This is a genomic window from Bradyrhizobium sp. UFLA05-125 (assembly GCF_059803515.1).
The window spans coordinates 17,840-42,479 of sequence record NZ_JBANBJ010000076.1 but is presented as its reverse complement, the minus strand read 5'-3'; the positions used below and the strand labels follow the sequence as shown (position 1 = coordinate 42,479).

The 24,640-nt window shown below is 63.0% G+C and carries 18 protein-coding genes and 1 pseudogene; 4 read left to right on the top strand and 15 right to left on the bottom strand.

Features of this window, described 5'->3' with window-relative positions:
• The 13 genes and pseudogenes from SO156_RS38075 to SO156_RS38015 form a co-directional block, all read right to left on the bottom strand.
• Positions 1–275 (bottom strand): annotated as a pseudogene (locus SO156_RS38075) (hypothetical protein); the annotation flags it as partial.
• Positions 276–277: 2 nt separating this feature from the next.
• Entirely contained in the window at positions 278–2,425 is a 2,148-nt protein-coding gene (locus tag SO156_RS38070) for an ABC transporter permease (protein ID WP_498538375.1), read from the bottom strand.
• Between the two features lie 57 nt (positions 2,426–2,482).
• Entirely contained in the window at positions 2,483–3,505 is a 1,023-nt protein-coding gene (locus SO156_RS38065; protein WP_498538374.1) for a sugar ABC transporter substrate-binding protein, read from the bottom strand.
• Positions 3,506–3,567: 62 nt separating this feature from the next.
• Positions 3,568–4,593: an ABC transporter permease gene (locus tag SO156_RS38060; protein WP_498538373.1), complete on the bottom strand. Its 1,026-nt coding sequence runs from the start codon at positions 4,591–4,593 to the stop codon at positions 3,568–3,570.
• A gap of 278 nt (positions 4,594–4,871) precedes the next feature.
• The gene (locus SO156_RS38055) at positions 4,872–5,321 is read right to left on the bottom strand and encodes a hypothetical protein (protein WP_458148203.1); all 450 of its coding nucleotides are present in this window, start codon (positions 5,319–5,321) and stop codon (positions 4,872–4,874) included.
• A 170-nt stretch (positions 5,322–5,491) separates the two neighbouring features.
• Positions 5,492–7,591, bottom strand: coding sequence for an adenylate/guanylate cyclase domain-containing protein (locus SO156_RS38050; protein ID WP_498538372.1), 2,100 nt, complete (start codon positions 7,589–7,591; stop codon positions 5,492–5,494).
• 15 nt (positions 7,592–7,606) lie between these two features.
• A complete protein-coding gene (locus SO156_RS38045) occupies positions 7,607–8,647 on the bottom strand; it encodes a SphA family protein (protein ID WP_458148200.1) in 1,041 nt (346 codons plus the stop codon).
• 52 nt (positions 8,648–8,699) lie between these two features.
• Positions 8,700–10,175, bottom strand: coding sequence for a DUF1254 domain-containing protein (locus SO156_RS38040; RefSeq protein ID WP_498538371.1), 1,476 nt, complete (start codon positions 10,173–10,175; stop codon positions 8,700–8,702).
• A 56-nt stretch (positions 10,176–10,231) separates the two neighbouring features.
• Complete coding sequence (locus SO156_RS38035; protein ID WP_498538370.1) at positions 10,232–11,659, bottom strand: DUF1254 domain-containing protein; 1,428 nt, start codon at positions 11,657–11,659, stop codon at positions 10,232–10,234.
• Positions 11,660–11,668: 9 nt separating this feature from the next.
• Positions 11,669–12,610 carry an HlyD family secretion protein gene (locus tag SO156_RS38030; protein WP_458148197.1) on the bottom strand — a complete coding sequence of 314 codons (942 nt, stop codon included), beginning with the start codon at positions 12,608–12,610 and terminating at the stop codon, positions 11,669–11,671.
• Entirely contained in the window at positions 12,607–12,852 is a 246-nt protein-coding gene (locus SO156_RS38025; RefSeq protein ID WP_458148196.1) for a DUF3302 domain-containing protein, read from the bottom strand. The genes SO156_RS38030 and SO156_RS38025 overlap by 4 nt, the downstream gene beginning before the upstream one ends.
• An 8-nt stretch (positions 12,853–12,860) precedes the next feature.
• A complete protein-coding gene (locus SO156_RS38020; RefSeq protein ID WP_498538369.1) occupies positions 12,861–14,567 on the bottom strand; it encodes an arylsulfatase in 1,707 nt (568 codons plus the stop codon).
• Positions 14,568–14,570: 3 nt separating this feature from the next.
• Positions 14,571–15,593: a formylglycine-generating enzyme family protein gene (locus SO156_RS38015; RefSeq protein WP_498538368.1), complete on the bottom strand. Its 1,023-nt coding sequence runs from the start codon at positions 15,591–15,593 to the stop codon at positions 14,571–14,573.
• 480 nt (positions 15,594–16,073) lie between these two features.
• On the opposite strand from SO156_RS38015, the gene SO156_RS38010 reads away from it, so the two are divergent.
• From SO156_RS38010 to SO156_RS38000, 3 genes are all read left to right on the top strand, one after another.
• Complete coding sequence (locus SO156_RS38010; protein WP_498538367.1) at positions 16,074–17,051, top strand: helix-turn-helix domain-containing protein; 978 nt, start codon at positions 16,074–16,076, stop codon at positions 17,049–17,051.
• A gap of 173 nt (positions 17,052–17,224) precedes the next feature.
• Positions 17,225–17,893, top strand: a complete 669-nt coding sequence (locus SO156_RS38005; RefSeq protein WP_498538366.1) for a hypothetical protein — start codon at positions 17,225–17,227, stop codon at positions 17,891–17,893.
• Between the two features lie 18 nt (positions 17,894–17,911).
• On the top strand, positions 17,912–20,056 hold the full coding sequence (locus SO156_RS38000) for a CHASE2 domain-containing protein (protein ID WP_498538365.1): 2,145 nt from the start codon (positions 17,912–17,914) through the stop codon (positions 20,054–20,056).
• Between the two features lie 88 nt (positions 20,057–20,144).
• Here the strand turns inward: SO156_RS38000 and pobA are convergent, their stop codons facing one another.
• Positions 20,145–21,317 carry a 4-hydroxybenzoate 3-monooxygenase gene (gene pobA, locus SO156_RS37995; protein WP_498538364.1) on the bottom strand — a complete coding sequence of 391 codons (1,173 nt, stop codon included), beginning with the start codon at positions 21,315–21,317 and terminating at the stop codon, positions 20,145–20,147.
• Between the two features lie 51 nt (positions 21,318–21,368).
• Between pobA and SO156_RS37990 the strand changes: the two genes are divergently transcribed.
• Positions 21,369–22,271, top strand: coding sequence for a helix-turn-helix domain-containing protein (locus SO156_RS37990; RefSeq protein ID WP_458148189.1), 903 nt, complete (start codon positions 21,369–21,371; stop codon positions 22,269–22,271).
• 807 nt (positions 22,272–23,078) lie between these two features.
• Here the strand turns inward: SO156_RS37990 and SO156_RS37985 are convergent.
• A complete protein-coding gene (locus SO156_RS37985) occupies positions 23,079–24,563 on the bottom strand; it encodes an ATP-binding protein (RefSeq protein ID WP_498538363.1) in 1,485 nt (494 codons plus the stop codon).
• Between the last annotated feature and the right edge of the window lie 77 nt (positions 24,564–24,640).

The following is a 24,640-nucleotide window of genomic DNA, read 5'->3' as shown; positions in this document are numbered from 1 at the left end:
CCACCCGCCTCACCCTCGAACTCGGCAACCAGCGTCCGTGTCGACAGATCATCGCCCGAGAGCTTCAGAACCCGCTTCCCAGCAGACACGTAGATCGCGCCGTCCTCGGCCGCGACGACATCGTCGACGCCAGGCAACGGCTCGCCGATCACTGTGCAGCCATCGAGCCGGTCGTTCGGGCTGAGCGCGCCGTCGAGCGGCGGGATCGCGTTCCGGCCGCCATCGCGATCGATGACGCTGCGGATGTCGCGCAAGAGATGATCGAAAAGCCCCATTGCTAATTTGTCACCCTGCTCTTGCCGCCCCAATAGGCGTCATAGCCGGTCCAGCTCTCGTCGACACCGTCGAGCTTGATGCGGCCGATACGGTTGTTCTCGAGCCCGCCGAGATAGAGATAGCCCTTGTGCTCGCGCATCGAGGTAAGCGTCGAATGCGAGATGCCCGTCGGATCCCACCAGGACTCCAGCGCCTCACCCCGCTCGTTGAACTTCAGCACGCAGCCATGGTTCAGCGCCGGCCCCAGCCACTCGTCGGCAGGCACCTGCTTGACCATGCGCAGCCGGAAGCCTGGCTTGCGCACGGACAGATCGAAGGTCGGCGTTCGGATACCGACCAGCGCCAGCCAGTAGGTGCCGTCGGAGGCGCGATTGATATTGTCGGGGTTGCCGGGCAGTTCGTCGATCAGGACTTCGGTCTTTCCCTTCTTCGGTCCTTCGATCCAGTAGCGGAACACCTTGCAGAGCGAGGTGCTCGCGATCAGCACAGACTTGCCATCATGGGAGACGCAAACGCCATTCGGGAAATAGAAATGGTTGATGATCGTGCGCGTCGTCTTCGTCGAGGGATCGTAGCAGACCACGCGGCCGTTGGGCCGTGCTTCGAGGATGTCGAGCGTGCTGGTCGTCATCTCGTAGCGCGTCGTGCAGTCGCTGAAATAGATCTTGCCGTCCGGCGCGATGTCGAGGTCGTCGGCCATGCGCAGGCGGGAGTCGTCGTTGAGCTTGTACCAGGTGCGATTGGTCTCGTCGGTGACCTTGAACACGCGCTGGTCTGGCGCGATCCCGTAGACGCCCATACCTGCCACCGCGACGATGAGATTCTCGTCACGGTCGAACTGCATGCCGAGCGGCCGGCCGCCGATATGGGCGAATACCTCGCGCGTCTCGAAGTTCGGCCCCGAGAAGCGGATCACGTTGCCGTCGCGGGTCGAGCCGTAGACGCGGCCCTGACGGTCGACGATGACGTCCTCCGGACCCTCGACCTGGTCGAGCCCGATCGCCTGCGCGCGGATCAGCCGGTCGTTCTGGGCATAGGGCGAGGCCGTACCCGGCCGCACTGATGGCGCCGGCGCCAACGCCACGTAAGCGGGGTTCACGTAAATCTTCTGAATCGCCTTACCGCGGTTCTTCGACCATTTGACGTCGATGCCGACGGCGGCAAGCAGGATCATGCCCGTCACTGCCGAGGTGACATACCCGGGGATGCCCATCCGCACGAGGCCGTTGATGAGAAGGAAGATGATCAACGCCCCGATCATCGCCCGCCACACCGTGCCTTTTCCGCCGGCGAGCGAGATGCCGCCGAGCACGACCGCGGTCAGCGCCTGGAATTCCCAGCCAACGCCGGTCGTGGAATCCGTACTGGCCTGCCGTGCGGCATAAAAGATGCCGCTCGCCGCGCACAGCGTGCCCGACAGCACGTAGGTCAGGAACAGCATCAGCCGAACGCGGATGCCGGCGTGCCGCGCGGCCTTCCGGCTCGCGCCGATCGCCGTCAGATGCCAGCCGTAGCGCGAGCGCGACAGGAAGATGTGGCAAACGAGCAGCACGACGAATAGCGTCGCCGCATTGACGGGAATGCCGAGCACGCTGCCGCTGCCGATAAAATCCCAGGCATCGCTGTCAACGGAATTGGTTGCAAACACCTGGGCGTAGCCGGTGTTGAGAAGGTTGACCGAGGCGCGCAGGATGATCAGCGTCACCAGCGTGGTCAGGAACGGCCGGGTCTTCAGAAAGCCGATCAGGACGCCGTTGATGCTGCCGAGGACAGCGCCGGCCAGAAGGGTCGCCACCACGACGAGACCGACCGGCCACTCCATCACCAGAAGGAAGAACAGTGCAGCGAAATTGCACAGAGCGAAGATCGCGCCGACCGACAGATCGATACCGCCGCTGATCAGGCAAAATCCCATTGCGAGCGCCACGAAGCCAAACTCGGCGAACAGCCGGAGCAGCGACAACGTGTTCTGCACCGAGGCGTAGTCCGGAATCGTGAGCGCGAAATAGAGCCACAAGCCAATCATCACCGTGAACGGCACGACCGGCTCGAACCATTGCTTCAGCAAAAGCTCGGACAGCAGCAGGCGGGGCGAAAACCGCCGCGCCGACATTGTAAGGGACTCGGCAAAGGCTTCGATCGTCGACATGATCATGGCACTCCCAAGCAGCCGGCGTGCGACGGTGCACGCCGGCCAACGTTCAGATCAGCTCTTCTTGGGAAGTGCGAAGCAGTTGGCGCCTGAAGCATTGGTCTTATCGAGCCAGATCGGGCGCGTGTAGTATTCGAGGTTTCGCGTGCCGGCCTTGTCGCCGGACATCAGCAACGTCTCGGCAGCGAACATGAGGTCGTGGCCCTGCTCTGTCGCCTTGTAGCTCAGGAATTTGTAGAAATTCCCGGAGTTGACCTGATCACAGTCGAGCGAGGAGCCTTCGCCTGATGCGAACACCTTGACGTCGTCGATCTTGCCGGCATTGCGGATCGCTTGCGCCGCACCGGATTCCATGATGCCCCAGAAGCCGATCGAGGCGCAGAGATCCGGATGCTGCTGGATCACCGTAGCGGTGATGTTCAGCGCGGTGTTGGCGTCCCAGTTTGCGGCCTGGTTCGAGACTACCTTGATGTTGGTGTCCTTGTTCAGGACCTCCATGATGCCGCCGACCTGATCGACGCTGGCCGCCGCGGTCAGTTCACCCTGCACGATCTGCACCTTGCCGGACTTGCCGGAGCCGGTGCCGCAGGCCTTGACCACTTCGGTCGCAAGCATCTTGCCAATCTCGCGCCAGTCGGCGCCGACGAAGGCACCGGACTTGTAGTTGGAGGACATGTTGATCTGGATGACATGCGTGCCCTGGCTCTCGGCACGCTTCAGATCCTTCATCAGCAGCGTGACGCTCGGATTCTGCACGATCAGCACGTCGGGCTTCTGGTCAACCAACGCCGTCAGGGCCTGCTGCATCGCCGACGGGTTGTTGTTGGGATCGCGGACGATGAACTTCATGCCACGCCACTCGGCCTCTTCCTGCACCACCCGGCCCCATTCATCGGAGAGGGGAACGCCGAGCGCGATCGGCAGGTATGCGATCGTCTTTCCTTGCAGCGCCTTGTCGTAGGATGCGCGAAGTTCGCGCGCGGTCTTGGTGCCACCTTCCTCCTGCGCGGCTACCAACATCGGCAGCGCAGCGAGCGCCGCACCTGCCGCCGCGATCGTCCAGAACTTTCTATTCATGGGATCCTCCTCGTCCTGTTTGTTGATTGTCGAGACGGGATGCCGTTGACCGGCATTCCTCGTCAGTCACCTTGCCGTGCCGTCTCCTCGTCCCGCGGATGCAGGAAGTTGTCGAGTACGATGGCGGCAAGCAGCACCACACCCTTGATGATGTTCTGCACCTCGCTGTTGACGTCCATGATGGTGAAGGCGTTGAGCAGGGTGCCGATCAGGATGCATCCGACCACGACGGAGAAAACGCTGCCGCGTCCGCCGATCAGGCTGATGCCGCCGATCACGACGACCAGCACGACGTCGAAGATCATGGTGCCCTGCGTGATCGCCATCTGCATGCTGCCCGTCGTGCCGACCCATACGAGGCCGGCAAGCCAGGCGAGGAAGGCGACCAGCGCGTATTCGAGGACGATCAGCGGCCGCAACGGAATGCCGCTCAGCCGCGCCGCTTCCGGATTGTCGCCCTGGGCGTAGATGAAACGGCCGATCGAGGTGCGCGACAGGAACAGGTGCATCGCGATCGCCGAGACGGCAAACACCAGGATGGGCACGGGAATGCCGAACAGCCGCCCGGCGCCCGCGAACATCAGTCCCGGTGCGTCCTTCGGCGCATAGACCACCCAGGCCGGCGCGAGCCAGAACGCAAGGCCATAGATGACGAAGCCCGCAGCAAGCGTCACGAACAACGGCGGCGCCTCCACGAACGCGACCATGACGCCGTTGATCACACCGATCAGCAGTGCGATCGCAAGCGCCAGCAGGACGGCGACTCCGACCGGCATGCCGCGCTGCATTTCGATCAGGGCGATCGCCCAGCAGCCCGCCAGGGTAGCAACTTCGCTGAGATCGATGCCGCGGCTGATCACGATCAGCCCCATGCCGAGCCCAAGCACGCCGAGGATGGAAATGCTTCGCAATAGATTGAGCAGGTTGGAAATGGTCGCAAAGCCGTTCAGCGTGAAGCCGAACACGATCAGCAGCACGATCGTAATCAGGAGGACGATCTGTTCCTGGTTGGGCTTGGCGATAGTGAAGGGGATGCGGGGAGTGGTGGCCGCAACAGCGACGCTGCGCGATGCCAAAGGCCACCGCATTTGTTTCCTCCCGCTCTTATTTTGGTTGCGAGTGTAGGAGCGGCAACCAGTATTCGTCAAACATATTTATCAAATGCAAGCTGATCACGCTCTCGCGATCTTCGCATCGTCGAGGATCAGCGTTTGATACTTAGTTTAATTTGACGCGATGAGGGAGGCTCCCGGAATCGTTACGGGAAAAATCCGAAGTGATGACTTCCGCAACCAAAAAGGTGAGGTTTTCCCATGAAGCGGCATATTCGCGGGATGCGACAATCTCGCTGCCGCGAAAAGCGGCATCAAGCCTGCGGACTCTTCGGCGGCCCGGGCGTGCGAAACGGGCGCGGGCGCGAACGGCTATCCATCGCCTTTGGCAGTCTGTCCGGCTTGAGCTTGACGACAGCGCACTTGTCCATCGCGGGCACCTCATCCTGGCTGTAAATCAGCGTCGCCTCGAACAGCACGTCAGGCGCTTCTTTGGCGCGTCCGGAACATCTCGCCATTGCGCCGGTGCAGACGCCGGACAAATTGACCTCGACCTCGTCGTGACCGAACACCGTCGGCATGCCATCAGCATGGCGGCGAGTGGTCAGCACGGCGGTGAAGCGATCCTGATCGACCTGGTAGGAGCCGCCATATGTGAAGAAGCTGTCGCTGCCCGATATCCGGCCCTGCAAGAGGTGCACGATCCCGGTCCCCTGACCATGCGAGGTCCTGAACCAGGCAGCGTATTTGCCATCTTTCAGCATGGAAGGCACTCGCAATAGGAGTAGCGCGTATTTGCTACCAAGTCTGCGGCGCGACAATGGCCGATCGCACGGCCGTTCCACCACGGTTAACGCTTCCGAAACTCAGCTCGACAAATTGCAGCCATTCCGATTGGAGCGCGAAATGATTGAAGCGATCGGCCTTCGAAGCTTCAGCCCGACGCCGTCCTGCCCATGGACGATCCGCTTATCGCGGCGAGCCGGCGGACGTGGAATTGGGCGACGCCGTCGCCCGGGTATTGCCGGAGAAACGCGGCGATGTCGGCCACGGCCGCCGGCCGGTCCTCTTCCAGAAGCCGATCGATGTCGTCCCAGCGCCGGCAGAAGGCCAATTCCGCGGCGACGTCGCCTGTGCGCTCGCATCTGAGCTCGAAGATGGTCACGGCCTGCGCAAACCCCTTCGGCCTGATCCGATCCACCTTGCGAAACACGAAATCGGCTTCCAAGCGTTCCCTCACAGCCTCGCTGACCAGCACTTGCGTGCCGTAGCTCTTGTTGAGCTGCTCGAGACGTGCGGCAAGATTGATGGTGGCGCCGAGCGCGGTGTAGTTCATGCGATCCGACGAGCCGATATTGCCGACCACCGCGTCTCCCGTATGCAGACCGAAGCGTGTCTCGTAAGCCGGCCATCCTTCCGCGGCGAAAGTCTCGTTCAACTCCGCGCTGCGGCCGACGCAGGCAAGGGCCGCCCGGCAGGCATGCCTGACGTGGTCCGGATCGTCGGCAGGTGCATTCCAAAACGCCATTACGGCGTCGCCGATGAACTTGTCGATGGTGCCGTGGTGATCCATGACGATGGACGACAGCGCCGCGAAATAGCGCGACGTATAGATCATCACGCGCGAGGGGTCGGCGCGTTCGGTCTTGGCGGTGAAATCGGCAACATCCGTGAACATCACAGTGATCTCGCGCCGCGTCCCGCCGAGGCTGAGCGACGATCCGGCCTGGATCAATTGGCGCACGATCTGCCGCGGGATGAAGCTCGCGAAGCTGCGCACGACGCTGCGCATCGTGAATACGGAACGGCCGAGCTCGTCGATCTCGGCGATGATCGAGTGAACGCGCGGGCGCTCGGCGATCTCGAAGCGCTGAATCTCGTCGGTCTCGCGCGCGAGCTTGCGCAAGGGCCACGCCATCAGAGACCCCAGCCAGAACGCAAACGGCAGCGTTGCACCGACGAAGGCGATCGCCAGCGCGAACAGCGCCCGCCGCTCGGCGATGATCCGGGAGAAGAACTCATCGGGCGGCGCCATCACGGCGAGCCTGATGTCGGCTGCACCCGTGCTCCTGATCGGATGAAACGCCACGGCGTAGCTCCGTCCCGCTGGCCCTGCAAAGAACTGCTGCGCCGGCGCACCGGCGCGCCATGCGCGAACCGTGGCAACGAGGCCGGGAAGCCCGATTGCGTCCAGCGCCGGCAGATCATTGCCGGCCCCGGTCCTATCCTTCACCAGCCGACGCATGTCGGGATGGCCGACGATCCGATCCGCGTCATTGAAGAGGAAGGTCAATCCGGATTCACCGAGCCGCTGCTCCGCCAGCATCTCCTCGAAGCGGGTGAGTAGCACGTCTGCGGCAATGACGCCGATCCGCCCCTGTCTGAGCGGCGCGCGCAGCGTGTAGCCGGGTTCGCCGGTCGCGTAGAAGATGTAAGGCCCGGTGAGGAGCGTCTGGTTATTTCCCAATGCCTCGACGTACCAGGGCCGCAGCCGTGGATCGTAGTCAGCCGGCCCCGCACGTTCGGCCACCGCGACCAGCGCTTCGGAGAGGAAAGTCGTTCGCGACGGCGCACCGGGCACGATCAGGACGAGCCGGAAAGCCGCGCCGTCGTGGACGGCGAGGCTCTCCCTGAAGGCAGGCCTCGCGCGGTCGATGACGTCCATCTCGAGGAACGATCTGTCATCATAGCCGACATAGAGATTGAAGAGCTGTGGATTGTTGCGCAGCATCGACGCCAGAACAGCGTAGAGCCGCGGATTGTCCGCGATGCTCGCACTCTGGACCGACGGCAGTCCTGCCAGCATCTCGAGATTATCCCGCACCGTCTTGAATTTCTCGTCGATATGATCGGCGCTCAGCTGCGCCGCCTTCTCGATGAAGCTGCTCGCCGCCGCCCGGGTGATGGAGGTGACGCGCGCAAAGCTCAAATAAACCAGCGTGAGCCCAACGATCAGAACCACGGCGACGAACACGGCGATGATCGACGCCTGGAAGCCGATCCGGAACGGGCGAGCGGACTGGTCCGCGAACAACTTCGTGCCCCCTCCTTAATATTTACGCACGATCGGCTTCGTTGCTGCCGGCTCCGGCGCCGCCGGCGATACCGAGAAGGTGACCCACGCCGTCCAGGTCTTGGGGCGGTTCTCGACGTCGAGGTCCTTGTAGCCCCTGACGTTGAGATAGCCCTGGTAGCCTTCCGAAAGCGGAATGATGAATCCGATCTGCGGACCGATGCCGATCGCGCGGCCCCTGAAACCGCCGAGCTTCGCCCCCGGGCCGCTATCGTCGGTGAGCTGCTGGAAGAAGTAGCCCGCCACACCGAGATGGACGTTCTTGCTGACGAACTGCGAGGCCGCCCAGTCGACATGGAAAGCAATGCCGTTCTGGTACTGAAGGAACGGGTTCATCCAATTGTATGTCAGCCCCCCGACCACCGAGAACTCATGCCCGGTCTTCAGATCGAGATAGGTGTAGCCGGCGCCCGCATCGACCGCAGGAAAACCGAAGCTGAGGTTTGCCAGGCGGCTCGCATCGTAGGTGCCGCTCGGAATGTTGCCGGTGACGTAGACCATCTCATTGTGGACACCTTGATTCCATTTCAAGGTGCCCTGGTAGAATACGTCGGTCAGTGTCGTACGATCGTCCGTTTTGCTTCCTGAGATGGTGTTCCCTCTCGGCCCGGTGAGAGAGGCATCGATGCCCGCACCGACGTTCCCGGGCGCCGTGAGCACGGTGAAGGCCGCCTGCCCACCGAGCACGGGCATCGGCGACGTGTAGGTGATGCCTTGAACGAGCACGTCGGCGTGCGCATTGATGCCGGCGGCCACCGAGCCCGGCACACCGCCGCTGGTGACGAAGTTCTGCCCGCCTCCGGCATTGGCCTGCAGATGGATGTAGATCGTCGAATAAGCCCAGCCCGGCACCGTGGGCGCAGCGGCGAGGCTGCCAAAGATACCGGGAAGCCAGAAGCTGACGCCGCCGGAATCGGCGAGAGCACGTTGAGGCGCGGCCAAGCTCGTCGCTGCGAACGCGGCTGCCAGGACGGCCCGTTTGTATTTTCCGGTCAAATCGTGTCTCCTCGTTCCCATCGTTTCATCCACCAAACCGCGTGGCAGCGGGCAACCTGCCCTCCCCATACGCTTACTTCGTCGCGCTCCCCATCGTGCCGGCCTTCACCTCGGTGAAGTCGCCGGGCTTCCAGCTCTTGTCGAAAGCGGCTTCCTCGGGGCCGTAGATGCGGATGTAGGCGAACCAGCCTCGTCCCGGCGGCGTCTTGATCCAGTGCGACTCGTTGCCCTGGGGCGCGTCCGGGCCGAAGAAGAGATCAGCGGGCACCGTGCCCTTGATATCGCTGAGCTCAAACATCGAGCGCAGCGCGCCGCGATCCTGATCAGTCTGCACCTGCGAGCGGGTCTGGGTGTCGTAGACGGTAATCGACCAGAACAACTTTCCCGGTACCGGTTGCGGCATAGCGAGCTTGTAGTTCTTGGCCCCGTCGAGAAATGCGCCGGTGTCGTCGCGCACGCTCATCCAGTACAGCGAACCTGCTCCGGCCGAGCGGCGGAACATCGCCGGCGAGGTGACGATCGCCTGGGCGAACCAGCGATCGCGTGCCTCGAGGTCCATCCCTGATGACGTCTCGAACTGCGCGCTGCCGGGCGTCAGGCCGACCCATTCCCATTTGCGGTCGGGCCAGTTGACGCGATCGGCGCGCGCGCTGTCGAAGGCCGACACCAGCATCTGATCGCGTCCAGCCCTTGCGGCACGATCGAGAATGTCCCTCATGCGCGCGTCCGGCACAAACGGCGTGCCTTTCTCGATGCCGAGTTCGGCGAGCAGGCCGTACATCGGCAGGAAGGACGGAACGACCGGCTCTTCGTCGACAATCTGTTTCAGCACCTGCCAGAACTGAAAATTGTCCTCCCAGCGCAGCGAAGAGGAGTCCATCTTCTCCTTCGTGGTATCGACGACCGCGAGATTGGTGCTGCTTCCGAGCGGATGGATTTTGATGGCGCGCAGCGCATCCATTGCCTTCGTAACATCGCCACCAACCGGAAGCGCGCGAACCGCGAGCAGGTTCTTGTAGGAGTTCGACCGGGCGACGTGATAGCCCTCCGGCACCTCGCCCTTGTAGTCAGGGCCAAGCACGACGTGCTTGCCACCCTTGCCGGCATCCGGTCCCGGAAGGCCGAGATCCATCACCCAACCCTGATTGTGGTCATTGACGAGGCCGATATACGGCCCCGGTGGCAATTCGACCACGACGGGGCCTTTGGTCACGTCGATCACGGCCGAGCCGTAGGGCGTGTCGGAATTGAGCGTGAAGCCTATCTGGCGGGGGCCGGCCGCGGCGATTCCCATCTTCTCGCCGTCCTTGAGACCGGCTTCGCGATTGCCGTTGAAGATGCCTTCGACTGAGACCGAAGGATACCAGAATCGATAGGCGATGATCGCCCGCTGGAAGTCCGCATCGTCGCGCGCGCGCTTGCTCGTATCGGCGGCTGGATAGCCGCGCTCGAAGGCGTAAGGCGCCGGCCCTTCGGCTTGAGCCGGTTGATGGCACAGAATCGCCAGCGCAGCGCCCATCAGGAAACACATCGCCTTCATCTTCCTCATCGTCTTGACCTCTTTTTGCTCTTGACGCTGTCCTTCGAAACCATGGTTCTGACCGGCTACTTCGCGACACCTCCAATCGTCGCCGCGAGCCGCTCGACATCGGGCAGCTTCCAGCTGTGATCGAACAGAGGCTGCTGCGGTCCATAGAGGCGGAACAGCAGCTCGAATTTGCGCGCGGGATCGGTGGGCACCCAATTGGCTTCCTTGCCGTCCGGCGCCCTTGGGCCGAAATAGACGTCGACCGAGCCGTCGGCATTCTTCTGGATGCCGGGGCTGATCGAGGCACGGCTGGCGCTCGCCATGTTGCGCACCAGCGCGTGCGTCTCGCGGTCGTAGACGGTTGCAGACCAGTATTGCTTGACCGGCGCGTTCGCCGGCACGGTCAGGCGATAGGTGGTAGCGCCGTCGAACGGCTGACCATCCCTGTCCTTGTTGGCCATCAAGTAGAACTGCGCCGTGCCGAGCCGTTTGATGCCGGTGAAGCCCAGCGTGTAGGTGACGCCCCGTGCATCGACCGGATAGGCATTCGGATCGGCATATCCTCCGCTCGCTGCCTTCACCATTTCGGGCATCGCCGCTGGGAACCAGCGGATGCCCGGATTGAGGACAGGAAAACCGGCATCGTAACGCTGCGACAGCAGCGCATGGGCTTCATGTGCGGCGTCATCCAGGATCGCGATGGTTTTCTGATCGGGATTGAAAGCGTTGCCCTTTTCGATACCGATCGACCGGAGCTGGTCGATCATCGCCCGGTCTCGGTCGAGCCAAGGCTCGTTCTGCACGACGCGATCGAGGCTGCGATAGAAGTTCGCGTCGTAGGGAATGGTGGAATCGAACAGGATATCGTACGCGTCAGTGAAATTGGTCTGCGGCGGGTTCTGCGCCTGCGCGAGCGGATAGATCTTGATCTGCTTGCCATAGGCGACCGATTTCGCGATGTCCGCATCGGCATGGCTCGCAAGATTGCAGCGCAGCAGCGCAAAGCCGCTGAACGTGTCGGACTGAAGCGGGATGTAGCCTGCGGGCGCTTCGCCCTTGTAGCCAGGCGGCAGGATCAGATACTTGCCGCCCTGCCCCTTGTCAGCACCTTCGGGACCGGCATCCTCAAGCGGCATCTGCCATACGGTGACGATGTTGCCGGCGATCGAGCCGCCCTGTGCCGGCGGGATCTCCAACACGATCGGGCCGTCTTTCACATTCCAGAACGACATGAAGTAGATCGAATCCGGATTGGGCGTCAGCGTCTGGTTCTTCCAGTTCGACGGCCGGGACCAGTAGACGATCTCGTTGACCTTGGCCTTGGTGCTGCTCAGCATCGCCTGCAGCATCAAGTCGGTGTTGACCGCGGGCATCGCCCAGATCATCGCTTCGACTGCACGACGTTGGATGTTGCGGTTTGCGAGCTCCTCGGGGGAAGACGATTGCGCATGCACGCTTGCGGTCGCCAGCATCATCGCCATGGCTCCGAAAACTGCTCTCTTCATGTGCATCCCTCAGAATGGATTGATGTAGTTGAGGATCGCCACCTGCCGCAGCAGCACGCGGCGAATGACATGACTGACCTTGACGTAGTCGGTGAAGATGGCGGCCGTTCCCGTGCTGCCTGCCGGCAGCGCCTTGGCGAAGGCATCGTCGTCGAGTTTGACGCGGACGATGAAAGGAGCAGCCGCGAACTCCCGGGGCACCACGGCCTGGCCGGAGACCTGGGTCTGGCCGCTTGCGATCGCCTGCAAAATGCTCTCGACCTTGCCGGTGTAGATATGACCCGGCACGAACTTGAACGTGATCTCGACCTCCTGGCCGGGCGCGACGTAGCGCGCGTCGATCTGGTCGATCTCGACGCCAATCAATGTATCGGACGTGTCGATGAAGGCCATCGCCGGCGACAACGGCAGGTTTGCGACGCGGGCGCCCTTGCGCAGCGCGACGTTGGTCACGTAGCCGTCGGCCGGCGCGCGCACGGTCGTTTTGTCGAGGTTCCATTGTGCACTCTGAAGCTGCGCCTTGAGCTGGTCTACCTCGGACTGCCGCTGCTCGACGTCGAAGGCGCGCCCCGCGTCGCGCTCATAGAGGGTCGTCATCTGCGACAGGCGCGTGGCCGAGAGCTTGAGTTGCGCCTCGATCGCCTTGACCTGCGCGTCGAAAGGGGTGGGATCGACCTTGAACAGGATGTCGCCCGCCTTCAGCGGCGTATTGGCGGCGGCGGGGACATCCGTCACCTCGCCCGCGACATCAGGCACGATGGCGACCGCGTTGCGGACGACGATGGCGGGCCCCTGGGGCGCGCCCCAGCCCATCGGGATGAAGAGACCGAGGTTGAGCAAGAGAAGCACGATCAGCGGCGACGTCTTCCAGAACGTGTTGAAGCGGATGATGCCGAGCCAGACCAGGGTGAACAGCAGCGCGAGATACAGCGCCATCAGCGCAATCATCATGGCCGCGGCTCCTCCGTTTGCCGGGTAGGCACGTCGACATAGGCCCAGATCAACGCGACAGGCCACAGCGCAAAACCGAAGATGAGCGTGATCCAGCCGGCGACGCTGACGGCCTCGGCGTAAGGGTGCCTGCGCCGTCTCGCGACGTGCCCGGGCAGCGAGCCCATCAGCCAAATCACCAGCACGATCACTGCGAGCAGGATGATCAGCACGATCCATGCGAAGATGTCGTAGCCGCTCATGGCGCCCGTTAGTTGCTCTGCACAGCTTCGAAGCTCTGCTGCATCTTCTCGACGACCTGATCGATGCTGAAGCTCGACGGGCGCTGGCTTGGCGGATAGTCCTTGAACGTCGCCAGGAACTGGCTAACGATCGCCGGTCCGGCAACGATGACGCCGGCAGCATCCGACATCAGCCAGTCATAGTAGGTGTTCGACGTGATGTCGGCGCGCTCGTACGGATCGGAGCGCAGGTTGAAGAATTTCGGAACGCGAAGCTTGGTGAAGGGCTCGGCCCAAATCCGCATCGTGCCCGGCGCGCGCTGCTCTTCGAAGACGATCTTCCAGTTCTCGATCCGCGCCGCGACCAGATCGCCGTCGTCGTTGAAGTAGATGAACTCCTTTCGCGCGCTGGCCGGCTCCTGGCCGGTGAGATAAGGAAGCTGGTTGTAGCCGTCGAGATGCACCTTGAAGGTCTTGCCGCCGGCATTGTAGCCAGTGAGGAGCTTCTGCTTGATGTCGGGCTCGCCGGCTGCGGCCAGCAGCGTCGGCATCCAGTCGAGACCGCTGACGACCTCGTTGGAGACGGAGCCGCCGGCAATGCGGCCGGGCCATCGGATCAGGCACGGCACTCGGAATGCGCCTTCCCAGTTGGTATTCTTCTCACTGCGGAACGGGGTTGTACCGGCGTCCGGCCAGGAGTTCTGGTGCGGGCCATTGTCCGTCGTGTACAGCACGATCGTGTCATTGGCGATGCCGAGATCATCCAGCGCCTTCAGGATCGTCCCGACCGTTGCATCGTGTTCGATCATGCCGTCGGCATATTCCGTCCTCGAGTTCAGGCCGGGCTTGTCACGATGATCGGCGCGAACGTGGGTTCGAAAGTGCATGCGGGTGGAGTTGAACCAGCAGAAGAACGGCATGTTCGCCTGCGCTTGCCGCTTGATGAAGTCGATAGCGGCGGCCGAGGTTTCGTCGTCGATCGTCTCCATCCGCTTCCGCGTCAGCGGACCGGTGTCCTCGATGATCTGCTTGCCCACCCTGCCGAAACGCGGATGCTCGGTCGGATCATCGCGATCGGTCGCCTTGCAGCGGAGCACGCCGCGCGGGCCGAATTTCTCGCGGAAGCCGGGATCGCGCGGATAGAACCAGTTCTCGGGATCCTCCTCGGCGTTGAGGTGATAGAGATTGCCGTAGAACTCGTCGAAACCATGCAGGGTCGGCAGGTATTCGTTGCGATCGCCAAGATGGTTCTTGCCGTACTGTCCGGTTGCGTAACCGAGCGGCTTTAGAACTTCGGCGATCGTTACATCGCGCGCCTGCAGGCCAACGGTCGCACCGGGAATGCCCACCTTCGAGAGCCCCGTGCGCAGCGTGCACTGGCCCGTGATGAAGGACGACCGTCCCGCGGTGCAGCTCTGCTCGGCGTAGTAGTCGGTGAACATCATGCCTTCCTTGGCGAGCCGGTCGATGTTGGGCGTGCGATAGCCCATCACGCCGAAGGAATAGGCGGAAACATTGGTCTGACCGATGTCGTCGCCGAAGATGACGAGGATGTTGGGCCTGCGCCCCGCCGAGGTTGGTGGTGTTGTTGCGGGAGCAGCCTTTTGACCCTGTGCCAGCGCATCCGATGTCAACGTGGCCGCGGCGACCAGAGATGAAGTTGCGAGGAGAAGATTACGTCGATTGATCGCCTGGTCGTTATCCGTCTGTTTCTTGTCCTTGGCTTCGTCAGTCATTTCTTACTCCCGGCTTTGAAAGAACACTCCATGGGTTGCAGCGGGTTCGTGCTGTGGCAGCCTCACCACGCACCTGAACCCGACATGACAGGTCGACGTATCGACCGGCTCGGCGTGACGCGCGGCGGGGCGATAGCGGCGGCAATAGTTCGGCGCGCAGAGATGCGAGCCGCCCTTCAGCACCTTGCGTGGAATACGGATCTCGGGTTGACATGGATCAAAGCTCGCCTCCTCCCGGCCCCCGCGCGGATTGCGCGGGATGCAGCAGGGCTTCGCTGCGTCGGCTTGATGCCGCGGCGCCCACCAGTCCGAGGTCCATTCCCAGACATTGCCGATCATGTCGTAAAGGCCGTAGCCGTTCGGGGGAAAGGCCATGACCGGCGAGGTACGCTCAAAACCATCCTCGCCGAGGTTCTGGACAGGGAAGCTTCCCTGCCAGATATTCGCCATGTGCCTGCCGCCCGGCGTCAGCGTGTTGCCCCAGGCGTATTCCTCACCGTCGAGCCCGCCGCGCGCGGCGAACTCCCACTCCGCCTCGGTCGGCAGATCCTTGCCCACCCAGCGCGCATAGGCGAGCGCATCACTATATGAGACGTGAACGACCGGATGATCGTCGAGCCCCCTGAGGTTGCTCTTAGGTCCGTAAGGATGCCGCCAGTTGGCGCCGCGCATGAAGATCCACCACTGGCTCCAATCCCTGAGATCGGTGATGCGCGGGAGCGGCGAGAACACCAGCGAGCCGGCATAGAGCATGTCGCGCACCGCACCGGGATAGTCCTTCGCGTCGGGAACGATCTGGGCCTCGGTGACATGGCCGGTCGCGTTGACGAATTCCTTGAACTGCCGGTTGGTCACCGGCGTGCGATCGATCCAGAAGCCGTCGACCGAGACGCGGTGGCTCGGCGCTTCCTCGGGATAGTGGTGGTCGGACCCCATCAGGAAGGTGTCGCCGGAGACGAACACCATCTCACCGCTCCGCGTGTCGTCCGGCCGCCACACGCAGTGATCCATGCCCGCCCGCAACATGGTCAGACTCCACATCGTTCCCGCTGCCTCAGCGTAATGGTGTCCGGGGATTTCGACGGTTGCGGCTTGCGCATCTCATACGGCACATTGGTCGGGTTCCCATGTCTGCCGGAGGTTCGAGAAGCCGATGGGCCCTCTCCTCCTTTGCTCTGCGCGCGCGACACTGCGCACGCAGCCACCTTGCAGCGCGTGATCCGCCTTCGGCGGAAGATCGCGACCGAATATCGTTGAGGTTGCAAAGGCTAATCCAACTTTCGCGCGTTGTGATGTGCAAATCGTGCCAGCACGCGTCGCGTGCAGGCGCCGCGCGTTAGCGCGCGACGCGAAATTTTCCAATCGACCCCACGCAACCCCAAGTTCCTTCACGTGGATTTCAAGGAAGATTTTCCTCAACTTCGGAAATCATTCGTCGCGTCGCCGTGATGACGCAGGACTGCAACTTGCCGCAGAATCAACACGCTTCGGCATCAGGCTGGCGAAATGGGGACGCATCTACTAGTTGATTCGCGAAGGCTCGACGGTTTTGAAGGGCTGCACCAGGCTGTGCACGGGACGCATGTCGACGTGATGCAGCTCGGGCGTGGCAGGCTGCGCGGCACGTTGTCTCATGTCGGCATCGGTGACTTTTCGCTCAGCATCGGCTCCTTCAACGTCGGCATGCGAACGCAGCGGATTTCCAGCGACGACAAGCTGATCATCGGCATGCTGCTGACGGCGGAAGACAGGGTCAACCATTGGTCGTTCGACATGCGGCCGACCGACGTGCTGGTAATGCCCCCGCTGGTAGAGCATGACGGCATCTTCCACGGCGCCTCCGCCTATGCGGCGATGCGGTTCGACCTCGACGAGGTCGCCTCGATGTTCGGAGGTGAGCCGCGGCTTGCTGATCCCGAAAGCTGGCGCCACAAGAATCACTTTCGCGCCGATCTTGACGTCGGCCACGTCGCCGCGTCCCGACTGAGCCGGATCGTACTCCAGCTCGGCGCGCATAACGGGGCCCTGTCCGAATCATCAGCCGAGTTCTGGAAGCGATCGATCGCCGAGTGCATGGGAATGACCGTCCTGTCCGCATTGCCGCCGGACGGAAACGCGCGGCTGCCGTCGGCGCGACGCATCATCCGCAAGGTCGAGGATTATCTGGATGAAGCCGGGACCCGTCCGGTCCATATCTCGGAGATCTGCGTTGCGCTCGGCGTGCCGCGTCGTTCGCTGCACCGCGCCTTCAACGAAGTATTCGGTGTGGGACCGGTGACCTTCCTGCGCCACAAGCGCCTGTGCGCCATTCACTCGATCCTGCGCGAAAGCGCTCCCGGCACGACCACGGTGGCGACCGTCGCAATGCAGCAGGGCTTCTACGAGCTTGGACGGTTTTCACATTACTACCGCGCGATGTTCGGCGAGTATCCCTCGCAGACGTTGGGCGTGCCGGTCGGCGAACTCGTCGATCGGCGACTTTGATGGCGGCCGGCAAGGGGCTTCCTGGCCGAGTGCGGCATCACGCCGTGCGTGCTTCGCATTGAACCTATCCCGAATAAAGTGCACCAATAACAAGAGTGATTCTGGTCACATTTCCTGCGGCCTTCCCCTGCTAGCGGCGGTGCCAGGGACCTTTTGAATTGGATAAGAAGCTCATGAGACGCCTGATCGGTGCCATGGCCGGCGTGTTTTGCCTCGTGGCGCCCGCATGGGCCGAAACTCCCGCCGCAATCGTCGAGGACGTGCAGGGCAAGGTCGACGGGGTCGAATTCATGGACTACGTGGCACCCGGCAAGGTCATCAAGCTCGGCCCAAAGGGCACGCTCGTGCTCGGCTATCTCAAACCATGCTGGCGCGAGACCATCACCGGCGGGGTCGTCCTCGTCGGCGCCGAGCAGAGCTCGGTGCAGCTCGGTGACGTCCAGCGCGTCAAGGTGCCCTGCGACGCCAACGCCGCGCAGCTCTCCGAGCGCGAGGCCAACCAGAGCGCGGCAACCACCTTCCGCAACGTGCGCGTGGACACGAAGGGTCCGCCGGCAACAATGACCACGATCTACGGCGTCTCGCCGCTGATCCAGGCCAAGAGCGGCGGCACGCTGGTCGTCGAGCGCACAGACGGCAAGGAGCCAACGATCACCGTACCGCTGAAGAGCGATAGTCTGGTCGCCGGCAAGTTCTACGACTTCGCAAAGGCCGGCAAGACGCTGACCCCCGGCGGCACCTATCTCGCGACCCTCGGCGCGCGGCGCTATACCTTCCAGGTCGACGCTCACGCGACTTCGTCTGCGACGCCGATCGTCGGCCGGCTGCTGCGTTTCGAATAAGCGGCGCACGACGGGGCGATGCGAGGGATCGGCAGGCGGGACATCGTTGCGGCGATCGTGATCGCGCTCCTCACAGGCGCCGTCTTCACCTCACCGCCTCTCAATACGCTGCAAGGGCTGTCGCTCGACATCTTGACGGCGCTGCGCGAGAGGCTGTTCGGCGATGGTCGCGATGTCTCTGCCTCGCCCGTGGTGGTCATCGGAATCGACGACGAAACCTACAACACCCTGCCCTTCAAGGGCTCGCCGACGCTGATCTGGACGCGCGAGATCGGGCGGGTGATTGGCGCCGTGGTCGACGGCGGCGCCAAGGTAATCGGCTTCGACGTGATCTTTCAGAGTTCGATCGAGCAGTCGGAGATTCCCTTTGGCGATGCGCCGCTCGGCGACCGCATGAAGGGCTTCGACCGGGACTACCTGATCGCCCTGCGCAAAGCGTCCGATGCCGGCAAGCTTGTGCTCGGCGAGACCCTGAGCAACGTCCGTCCGGACGTTCCCTATCGCGCACAGCAATTGGCGGTGAAGGGCAATATCCGTGCGCTCAACGTCAACACCGATCCCGACGACGTCATCCGGCGAATGCCGCTTGCGTTCACCATCGACGACAAACAGGTCACCGCGATGGCGGTCGAGCTGGCCGCACGCGCGCTCGGCGCGAAACCCGAGCTCGCGCGAGACGGCGCCATGACGCTTGCGGACTACGCGATCCCGAGCGCTGAACCGAACACGCTGACGCTCAATTTCCGCGGCGCCGGCCGCGATATTCCGAAGTTTTCCTTCGCGGATCTGCGCGCCTGCCTCGAAAAGGGCGATGGCGAGTTCTTCCGCCGCGCCTTCGATGGCAAGGTCGTCATTCTCGGCAGCGTGCTCAACGCCGATGACCGCAAGCTTACCTCGCTGCGTCTTGCCGGTGGCTATGACGGCACGCCCGCACCGCGATGCGCCCTGCCCGCTCCTTCACGGACGGCACCGGCAGCACGCAGCGACATCGCCGGCGTCTTTATCCACGCGACCGTCGTGCGCAACCTGATGGAGCGCGATGCGGTGAGCGAGCTCGGCTTTCCCATGCGCACAATTCTCACGATCGCCATTGCGGGGATCATCGCATTCGCTTCCTGCCTGCTTGCGCCGGGCGGCGCCGCGTTCGCCTATATTGCACTCATAGCCGTCTACACCGCTTGCGCGGTGAGCCTGTTCGCTCGCGGGCAGGCCTTGCCGCTGACCGAGCCGGCACTCGCAGGGCTTGCCGCCGGCGCCATGATGATCGGCTACCGTTTCGTGATCGCCGACCGCGATGAACGCTTCCTGCGCAGGAGTTTTGCGTTCTACCTCGCCCCACAGGTGATCGAGAGCATGATGGCTTCCGGCAAGATGCCGGCGCTCGGCGGCGAGATGCGCAACGTCACCGTGTTCTTCTCGGACCTCGCCGGTTTCTCCGCGATCGCCGAGAAGATGGCACCCAGCGAGTTGGTCGCGCTGATGAACGAGTACCTCTCCGCCATGACCGACGTTATCGAAAGCCATGGCGGCTACGTCGACAAATATATCGGCGATTCCATCGTGGCCGTGTTCGGCGCCCCGGTCGCCGATCCCGATCATGCCAGCAATGCCGTCCGCGCCGCGCTTGCCTGCAGCGCGCGGCTCGACGAGCTCAACCGCAGCCACGTCGCCTTCGAAAGCCTCGCGCACCGCATCGGCCTCAACACCGGAGAGGCCGTGGTCGGCAATATCGGCTCGCGCCGGCGCTTCAACTATACTGTCATGAGCGATACCGTGAACGTCGCCTCGCGCCTCGAAGGCGCCAACAAATACTTCGCGAGCTCGATCATGGCCTCCGAAATGACGGTCGGGCAAACCTCCGACAAGTTTGTCTGGCGCGAGCTGGACGCGGTCCGTGTCAAGGGCCGTGACGAGGCGATCAGGGTCTATGAGCCGCTGGCCGCGCGAGGCGCGGAGACGGCAGAGCAGGCAAAGACGGCAAAAGGCTATGCCGAGGGGCTAGCGTACTGGCGCGCGCGCGAATTCGCGAAGGCCGCAGCTTGCTTCAGCAATGTAGCTGCAGCCGATGCATCGGCAGCACTGTTCGCAAAGCGCGCAAGCGAATTTGCGATTAACCCACCACCGGCAGATTGGACGCCGGTGAACACGCTGGAAGGCAAGTAGCGCCAAGCGCGTCGAGCCGCCTTCTCTCACAAGGGCAGAGCTGAAAGCACTGGTGCCGCGGCCTAATCCGTCCACAAATCGTCGCCTCCTAGAACGGCAGGCCGACATAATTTTCCGCGAGCACGCGCTGCGCCGGCTCGGACGAGAACAAATATTCCAGCTCGGTCTGCTGCAGCCTGTCCTCGTATTCCAGACGATCCGGGAAACGATGCAGCATCATGGTCATCCACCAGGAGAAGCGTTGCGCCTTCCAGATCCGCGCCAACGCCTTGGCTGAATAGCCCTCAAGGCCGGAATCGTCACCCTTCTGATAATGCGCGAGCATCGCGTGATAGAGATAGTAGATGTCGGAGGCTGCGCTATTGAGCCCGCGCGCGCCGGTCGGCGGCACGATGTGGGCAGCATCGCCAGCGAGGAAAAGCCGGCAATAGCTCATCGGCTCGGCGACGAAGCTGCGTAGGGGTGCGATACTCTTCTCAATCGACGGTCCTGTGATCAGACGCGCCGCGACCTCGTCCGGCAAACGTCGCTTCAACTCGGCCCAGAACGCATCGTCCGACCAATCCTCGACCTTGTCGGTAAGCGGCACCTGGATGTAGTAGCGGCTGAGGACCTGCGAGCGCAGCGAGCAGAGCGCAAAGCCGCGCTCGTGTTTCACATAGATCAACTCCGGCGAAACCGGCTTGGTGCGCGACAGGACGCCGAGCCAGCCGAACGGATAAACCTTCTCATATTCGCGCAGCACATCCTTCGGGATCGACCTGCGGCTGACGCCGTGGAAGCCGTCGGCGCCAACGACGTAGTCGCAGTCGACGCGGATGGTCTCCCCGTTCGCACGATAGGTCACGAACGGCCTGTCCGACTTGAGATCATGCGGCGTGACGTCCTCGGCATCGTGGACGACCTTGCCGCCGAGACGGTCGCGCGCCTCGTAGAGATCGCGCGTCAGTTCAGTCTGGCCGTAGACCAGCACCGAATTGCCTCCGGAATGTTTGTGGAGGTCGATATGGGAGAGCACGCCGTCATGGGCGATCTCGAACCCGTTGTGGATCTCGCCCTCACGGTCCATCCGCTCGCCGCACTGCGCCTCGCGCATCAGTTCGGCAAAGCCGTGCTCCAGCACGCCGGCACGGATGCGGGCGAGCACATGGTCACGGCTGTATTTCTCCAGCACGACCGTGTCGATGCCCTTCAGGTGCAGGAGCTGGGACAACAGCAATCCCGACGGGCCGCCGCCGATGATACAGACCTGAACTTTCATTTTCCCGTCCTCCCGTTTACGAGTTTTTCGCAAATTTCGCGCGGCAAACGGATGGAGGGATCGGCCTTTGTCTTGTACAATTCGAACATGCCTCCTGCCCCCTCGACATCAACCATCAAGGTCTACAATCTGTTCGGCGAATCCGGCGATCTGCCCGACGTCGTGCATTGCGAGACCATCGCCTCCCGCTCGGTGCAGCATGATTGGACGCTGGCCGTGCACCGCCACGCGCGGCTGCACCAGGTACTGCTGATCGAGCGCGGCGGCGGCGAGGCGACGCTCGACGGGCGCGTGGTGCCGCTGAAGCCGTCGCAGATCGTCAACGTGCCGATCGGCCACGTCCACGGCTTCCGCTTCGTGCCTGATACTCAAGGCTGGGTGCTGACGATCGCCGCCGAAATTCTCGACGAGGCGCTGCTGGCCTCGGAAGGCCTGCGCGCCGCGCTTTCTCAATCCGCCGTGGTGCGCGGCACGCCGCAGATCCGCACCACCATGAAACAGATCTTTGCCGAGCACGCCGGCCGCAACTTCGGCCGCGCGCATGTGCTGCGCGCGCTGTCGGCGGCGGTGATCGGCCTCGTGGCACGCGAGCTCGCCGGCAAGAGCGGCGGCAGCGGCTCAGCGGACTCCGACCTGTTCCGTCGATTCGAGGCGTTGCTCGAAGCGCACCATCTCGAACGCTGGAGCGTTGCAGACTATGCCAAGGCGCTGTCAGTGACGCCGACCCATCTGAACCGGATCACGCGCACCGCCACCGGAGACACAGCTTCACATCTGATCCTCAACCGGCTGATCCGCGAGGCGCGGCGCAACCTCGTCTACACGAACCTGCCGGTGTCGACGATCGCCTACGCGCTCGGCTTTGAGGATCCCGCCTACTTCAGCCGGGTCTACACCGTTGCAACCGGACTTTCGCCGCGCGCGTTTCGCGCGCAGCTCCATGGCGATGAATGATGATTTCCTTGCTGGGGAGCGACCTGACGACAATTTTCGTCACGTCGCGTGCGGGTTGACGACCGTGTAGCCTCGCAGTGACCGCGCGTGAATTCGCGTTGACCGGCCGCCTGAATTGGCATCGTACGCCATCCACATGTCGTCTTGGAGGTGTTGCTCCAAGACAAAGACGTGTCCGCGCCTTGCCGCAACCATTCCCGGTGCGGGCGATGTCCGCGGGAAGCGCAGCCAATTGGCCGCAATGTTCAATTCCGGGACGATGCGGCCGAAGACGTGCAGCGCTGCGCCGCAACCGCAGAAATTCCGCGGACACCCGGACGGGCGACCGCCGACAATCTGGGGGCCGGACACATTCACCTGTGTCACTGCGGCTTGAGCGTTAGCGACGGCTCCTCGCATCGCGAGGCGCGTTCGTCGCGTGTCCGGCGAAACTTCCCCCCGACGCACTTGAGAAAACGAGAAGTCACACGGCATCGTCACATTGCATTCCGGTGCCGTGCTGGTGCGGGAAGGACGTGCTTCCGCAGCGACCGAACTGGTCACGACAAGGAAAGACGCAACAAGAACAAAGTTAAACATGCAGGACCCCATATTGAACAGTCCTGCCCCGGTGCTTAAGGGCCAATGCCATTTTGGCGAAATTTGGCCTAAACAAAGGCCGACGTAGTCTTCGCAGTGTTTGAAGACGTTGCGGGCCGCGCGTTTCGCCTTCATACGGCGGCGAACAGCGTGTGAGCCCGACGCGATTGCGGGAGCCGTGACCACGATCATGAGGTGACGGATGAGGTCCGGATCAACCGGCCCCATTCATTTTGCCACGAATTCCGGTGGAGCTTCGCGCGGCACGATGATGCGGAATGTCGTTCCGGCGCCGGGCTCGGTCTCGAGCTTGATTCGGCCGCCCAGACGGCTGGTCACGATGTTGTGGACGATATGCAGTCCGAGACCGGTGCTGCCCTGGTCGCGTCTTGTCGTGAAGAACGGATCGAACGCCTGACGCCTGACTTCGGCGGTCATGCCGCAGCCGTCGTCCGAAAACAGCACCTCGACCTTGTCCTTGCCGAGCGCCTGCGCCGCGATATGAACCGATCCGCACACGCCGTCCGGAAAGGCGTGCACCGCGGAGTTGATCACGAGATTGGTGAGCACCTGACCGTAAGGCCCGGCGTAGCTGTTCATCGCGAGATTGGGTTCGCATTCGACCCTGACCAAAAGATTTTCGCTGCGTAGACCCGAGCGCAGCCCCTTGACGACCTGCTCGGTGACCTCGCCGAGATCGAAGCGCCTGCGATCCGACACGTTGCGATCGGCCGCGACCTGTTTGAACGACTGGATCAGATCGACTGCGTGATTGAGGTTGATGATGATCTGCGATGCCGCCTCGCGACTGGCTGCGATAAATTCGTTGAGGGTCGAGCGACGCAGATCGCCGCGTGCGACGTCGGCTTCAAAGCGGTTGGCCTTGTTGGCGAAGGCGGAGGCGACCGTCAGGCTGGTGCCGACGGGCGTATTGATCTCGTGCGCGACGCCCGCCACGAGTCGCCCCAAAGCGGCGAGCTTCTCCGTTTGCAGGAGACCGTCCTGGGCGGCGCGCAGTTCGTCCAGCGATTGCGACAATTGCCGTGTGCGCTCCTGCACCTCGGTGAAGAGCCGCGCGTTCTCGATCGCAATGACCGCTTGTCCCGCAAAGGTCTTCAACAACTCGACCTGCGCCTTTGGGAATAGCTGCGGCACGAGCCGCATGACGGCGATGGCGCCAATTGCGACCTCGTCGCGAAGCATCGGCACCACGAGGATGCTGCGGTAGCCCGACGTCCGCTGCAATTCACTGTATCCGCCGGAGAGGAGCACGTCCGGCTCGTGCACGACGCGCCGCTCGCGAACGGCGACCGAGATGAGGTTTCCGCTGGTGATCGGCGCCGGATAGGCTTTCTGCACCGCTGCGATCGATTCCGGCGAGAACTGGTCGTAGGCGACAAGATGAACGCGCTCGCCGTCGCTGCGATAGACCGCGCTGAGAACACTGTGGCAGAGCCGCGCCGCATTCCTGACGATCCGGTCGAACACGCGCGGAAGATCGGTCGGCGCTTCCGAGATGAGCCGCAGGACCTCCGCCGTCGCAGCCTGCCGCTCTCGCGCTTCCTTGAGCTCGAGGGCAAGCTGCGTTGCTTCGGGTTTTGCCCGCGCGGAAACGGCAACGCGCGACGCGTTCGGCGCGCCGCGTCGCTTTTTCGTCTTCGCCGTACGGCTGCCCGATTTGCTCGGCCCGCCTGCCCTTGCGCGCTTTCTCATGGCCCTGCTCCGGCCCCAGAATGAGCCATCGTATCGGCTCGGGCGGATGACGGGAATGGGCGATCAGCGGCGGGGGG

What these genes read in the sequence shown, in the direction of transcription:
- SO156_RS38070 (WP_498538375.1), bottom strand. Translation starts at nt 2,425, where the DNA reads ATGTCGACGATCGAAGCCTTTGCCGAGTCCCTTACAATGTCGGCGCGG.
- SO156_RS38065 (WP_498538374.1), bottom strand. Translation starts at nt 3,505, where the DNA reads ATGAATAGAAAGTTCTGGACGATCGCGGCGGCAGGTGCGGCGCTCGCT.
- SO156_RS38060 (WP_498538373.1), bottom strand. Translation starts at nt 4,593, where the DNA reads ATGCGGTGGCCTTTGGCATCGCGCAGCGTCGCTGTTGCGGCCACCACT.
- SO156_RS38055 (WP_458148203.1), bottom strand. Translation starts at nt 5,321, where the DNA reads ATGCTGAAAGATGGCAAATACGCTGCCTGGTTCAGGACCTCGCATGGT.
- SO156_RS38045 (WP_458148200.1), bottom strand. Translation starts at nt 8,647, where the DNA reads ATGGGAACGAGGAGACACGATTTGACCGGAAAATACAAACGGGCCGTC.
- SO156_RS38040 (WP_498538371.1), bottom strand. Translation starts at nt 10,175, where the DNA reads ATGAGGAAGATGAAGGCGATGTGTTTCCTGATGGGCGCTGCGCTGGCG.
- SO156_RS38035 (WP_498538370.1), bottom strand. Translation starts at nt 11,659, where the DNA reads ATGAAGAGAGCAGTTTTCGGAGCCATGGCGATGATGCTGGCGACCGCA.
- SO156_RS38030 (WP_458148197.1), bottom strand. Translation starts at nt 12,610, where the DNA reads ATGATGATTGCGCTGATGGCGCTGTATCTCGCGCTGCTGTTCACCCTG.
- SO156_RS38025 (WP_458148196.1), bottom strand. Translation starts at nt 12,852, where the DNA reads ATGAGCGGCTACGACATCTTCGCATGGATCGTGCTGATCATCCTGCTC.
- SO156_RS38020 (WP_498538369.1), bottom strand. Translation starts at nt 14,567, where the DNA reads ATGACTGACGAAGCCAAGGACAAGAAACAGACGGATAACGACCAGGCG.
- SO156_RS38015 (WP_498538368.1), bottom strand. Translation starts at nt 15,593, where the DNA reads ATGTTGCGGGCGGGCATGGATCACTGCGTGTGGCGGCCGGACGACACG.
- SO156_RS38010 (WP_498538367.1), top strand. Translation starts at nt 16,074, where the DNA reads ATGGGGACGCATCTACTAGTTGATTCGCGAAGGCTCGACGGTTTTGAA.
- SO156_RS38005 (WP_498538366.1), top strand. Translation starts at nt 17,225, where the DNA reads ATGAGACGCCTGATCGGTGCCATGGCCGGCGTGTTTTGCCTCGTGGCG.
- SO156_RS38000 (WP_498538365.1), top strand. Translation starts at nt 17,912, where the DNA reads ATGCGAGGGATCGGCAGGCGGGACATCGTTGCGGCGATCGTGATCGCG.
- pobA (WP_498538364.1), bottom strand. Translation starts at nt 21,317, where the DNA reads ATGAAAGTTCAGGTCTGTATCATCGGCGGCGGCCCGTCGGGATTGCTG.
- SO156_RS37990 (WP_458148189.1), top strand. Translation starts at nt 21,369, where the DNA reads ATGGAGGGATCGGCCTTTGTCTTGTACAATTCGAACATGCCTCCTGCC.
- SO156_RS37985 (WP_498538363.1), bottom strand. Translation starts at nt 24,563, where the DNA reads ATGAGAAAGCGCGCAAGGGCAGGCGGGCCGAGCAAATCGGGCAGCCGT.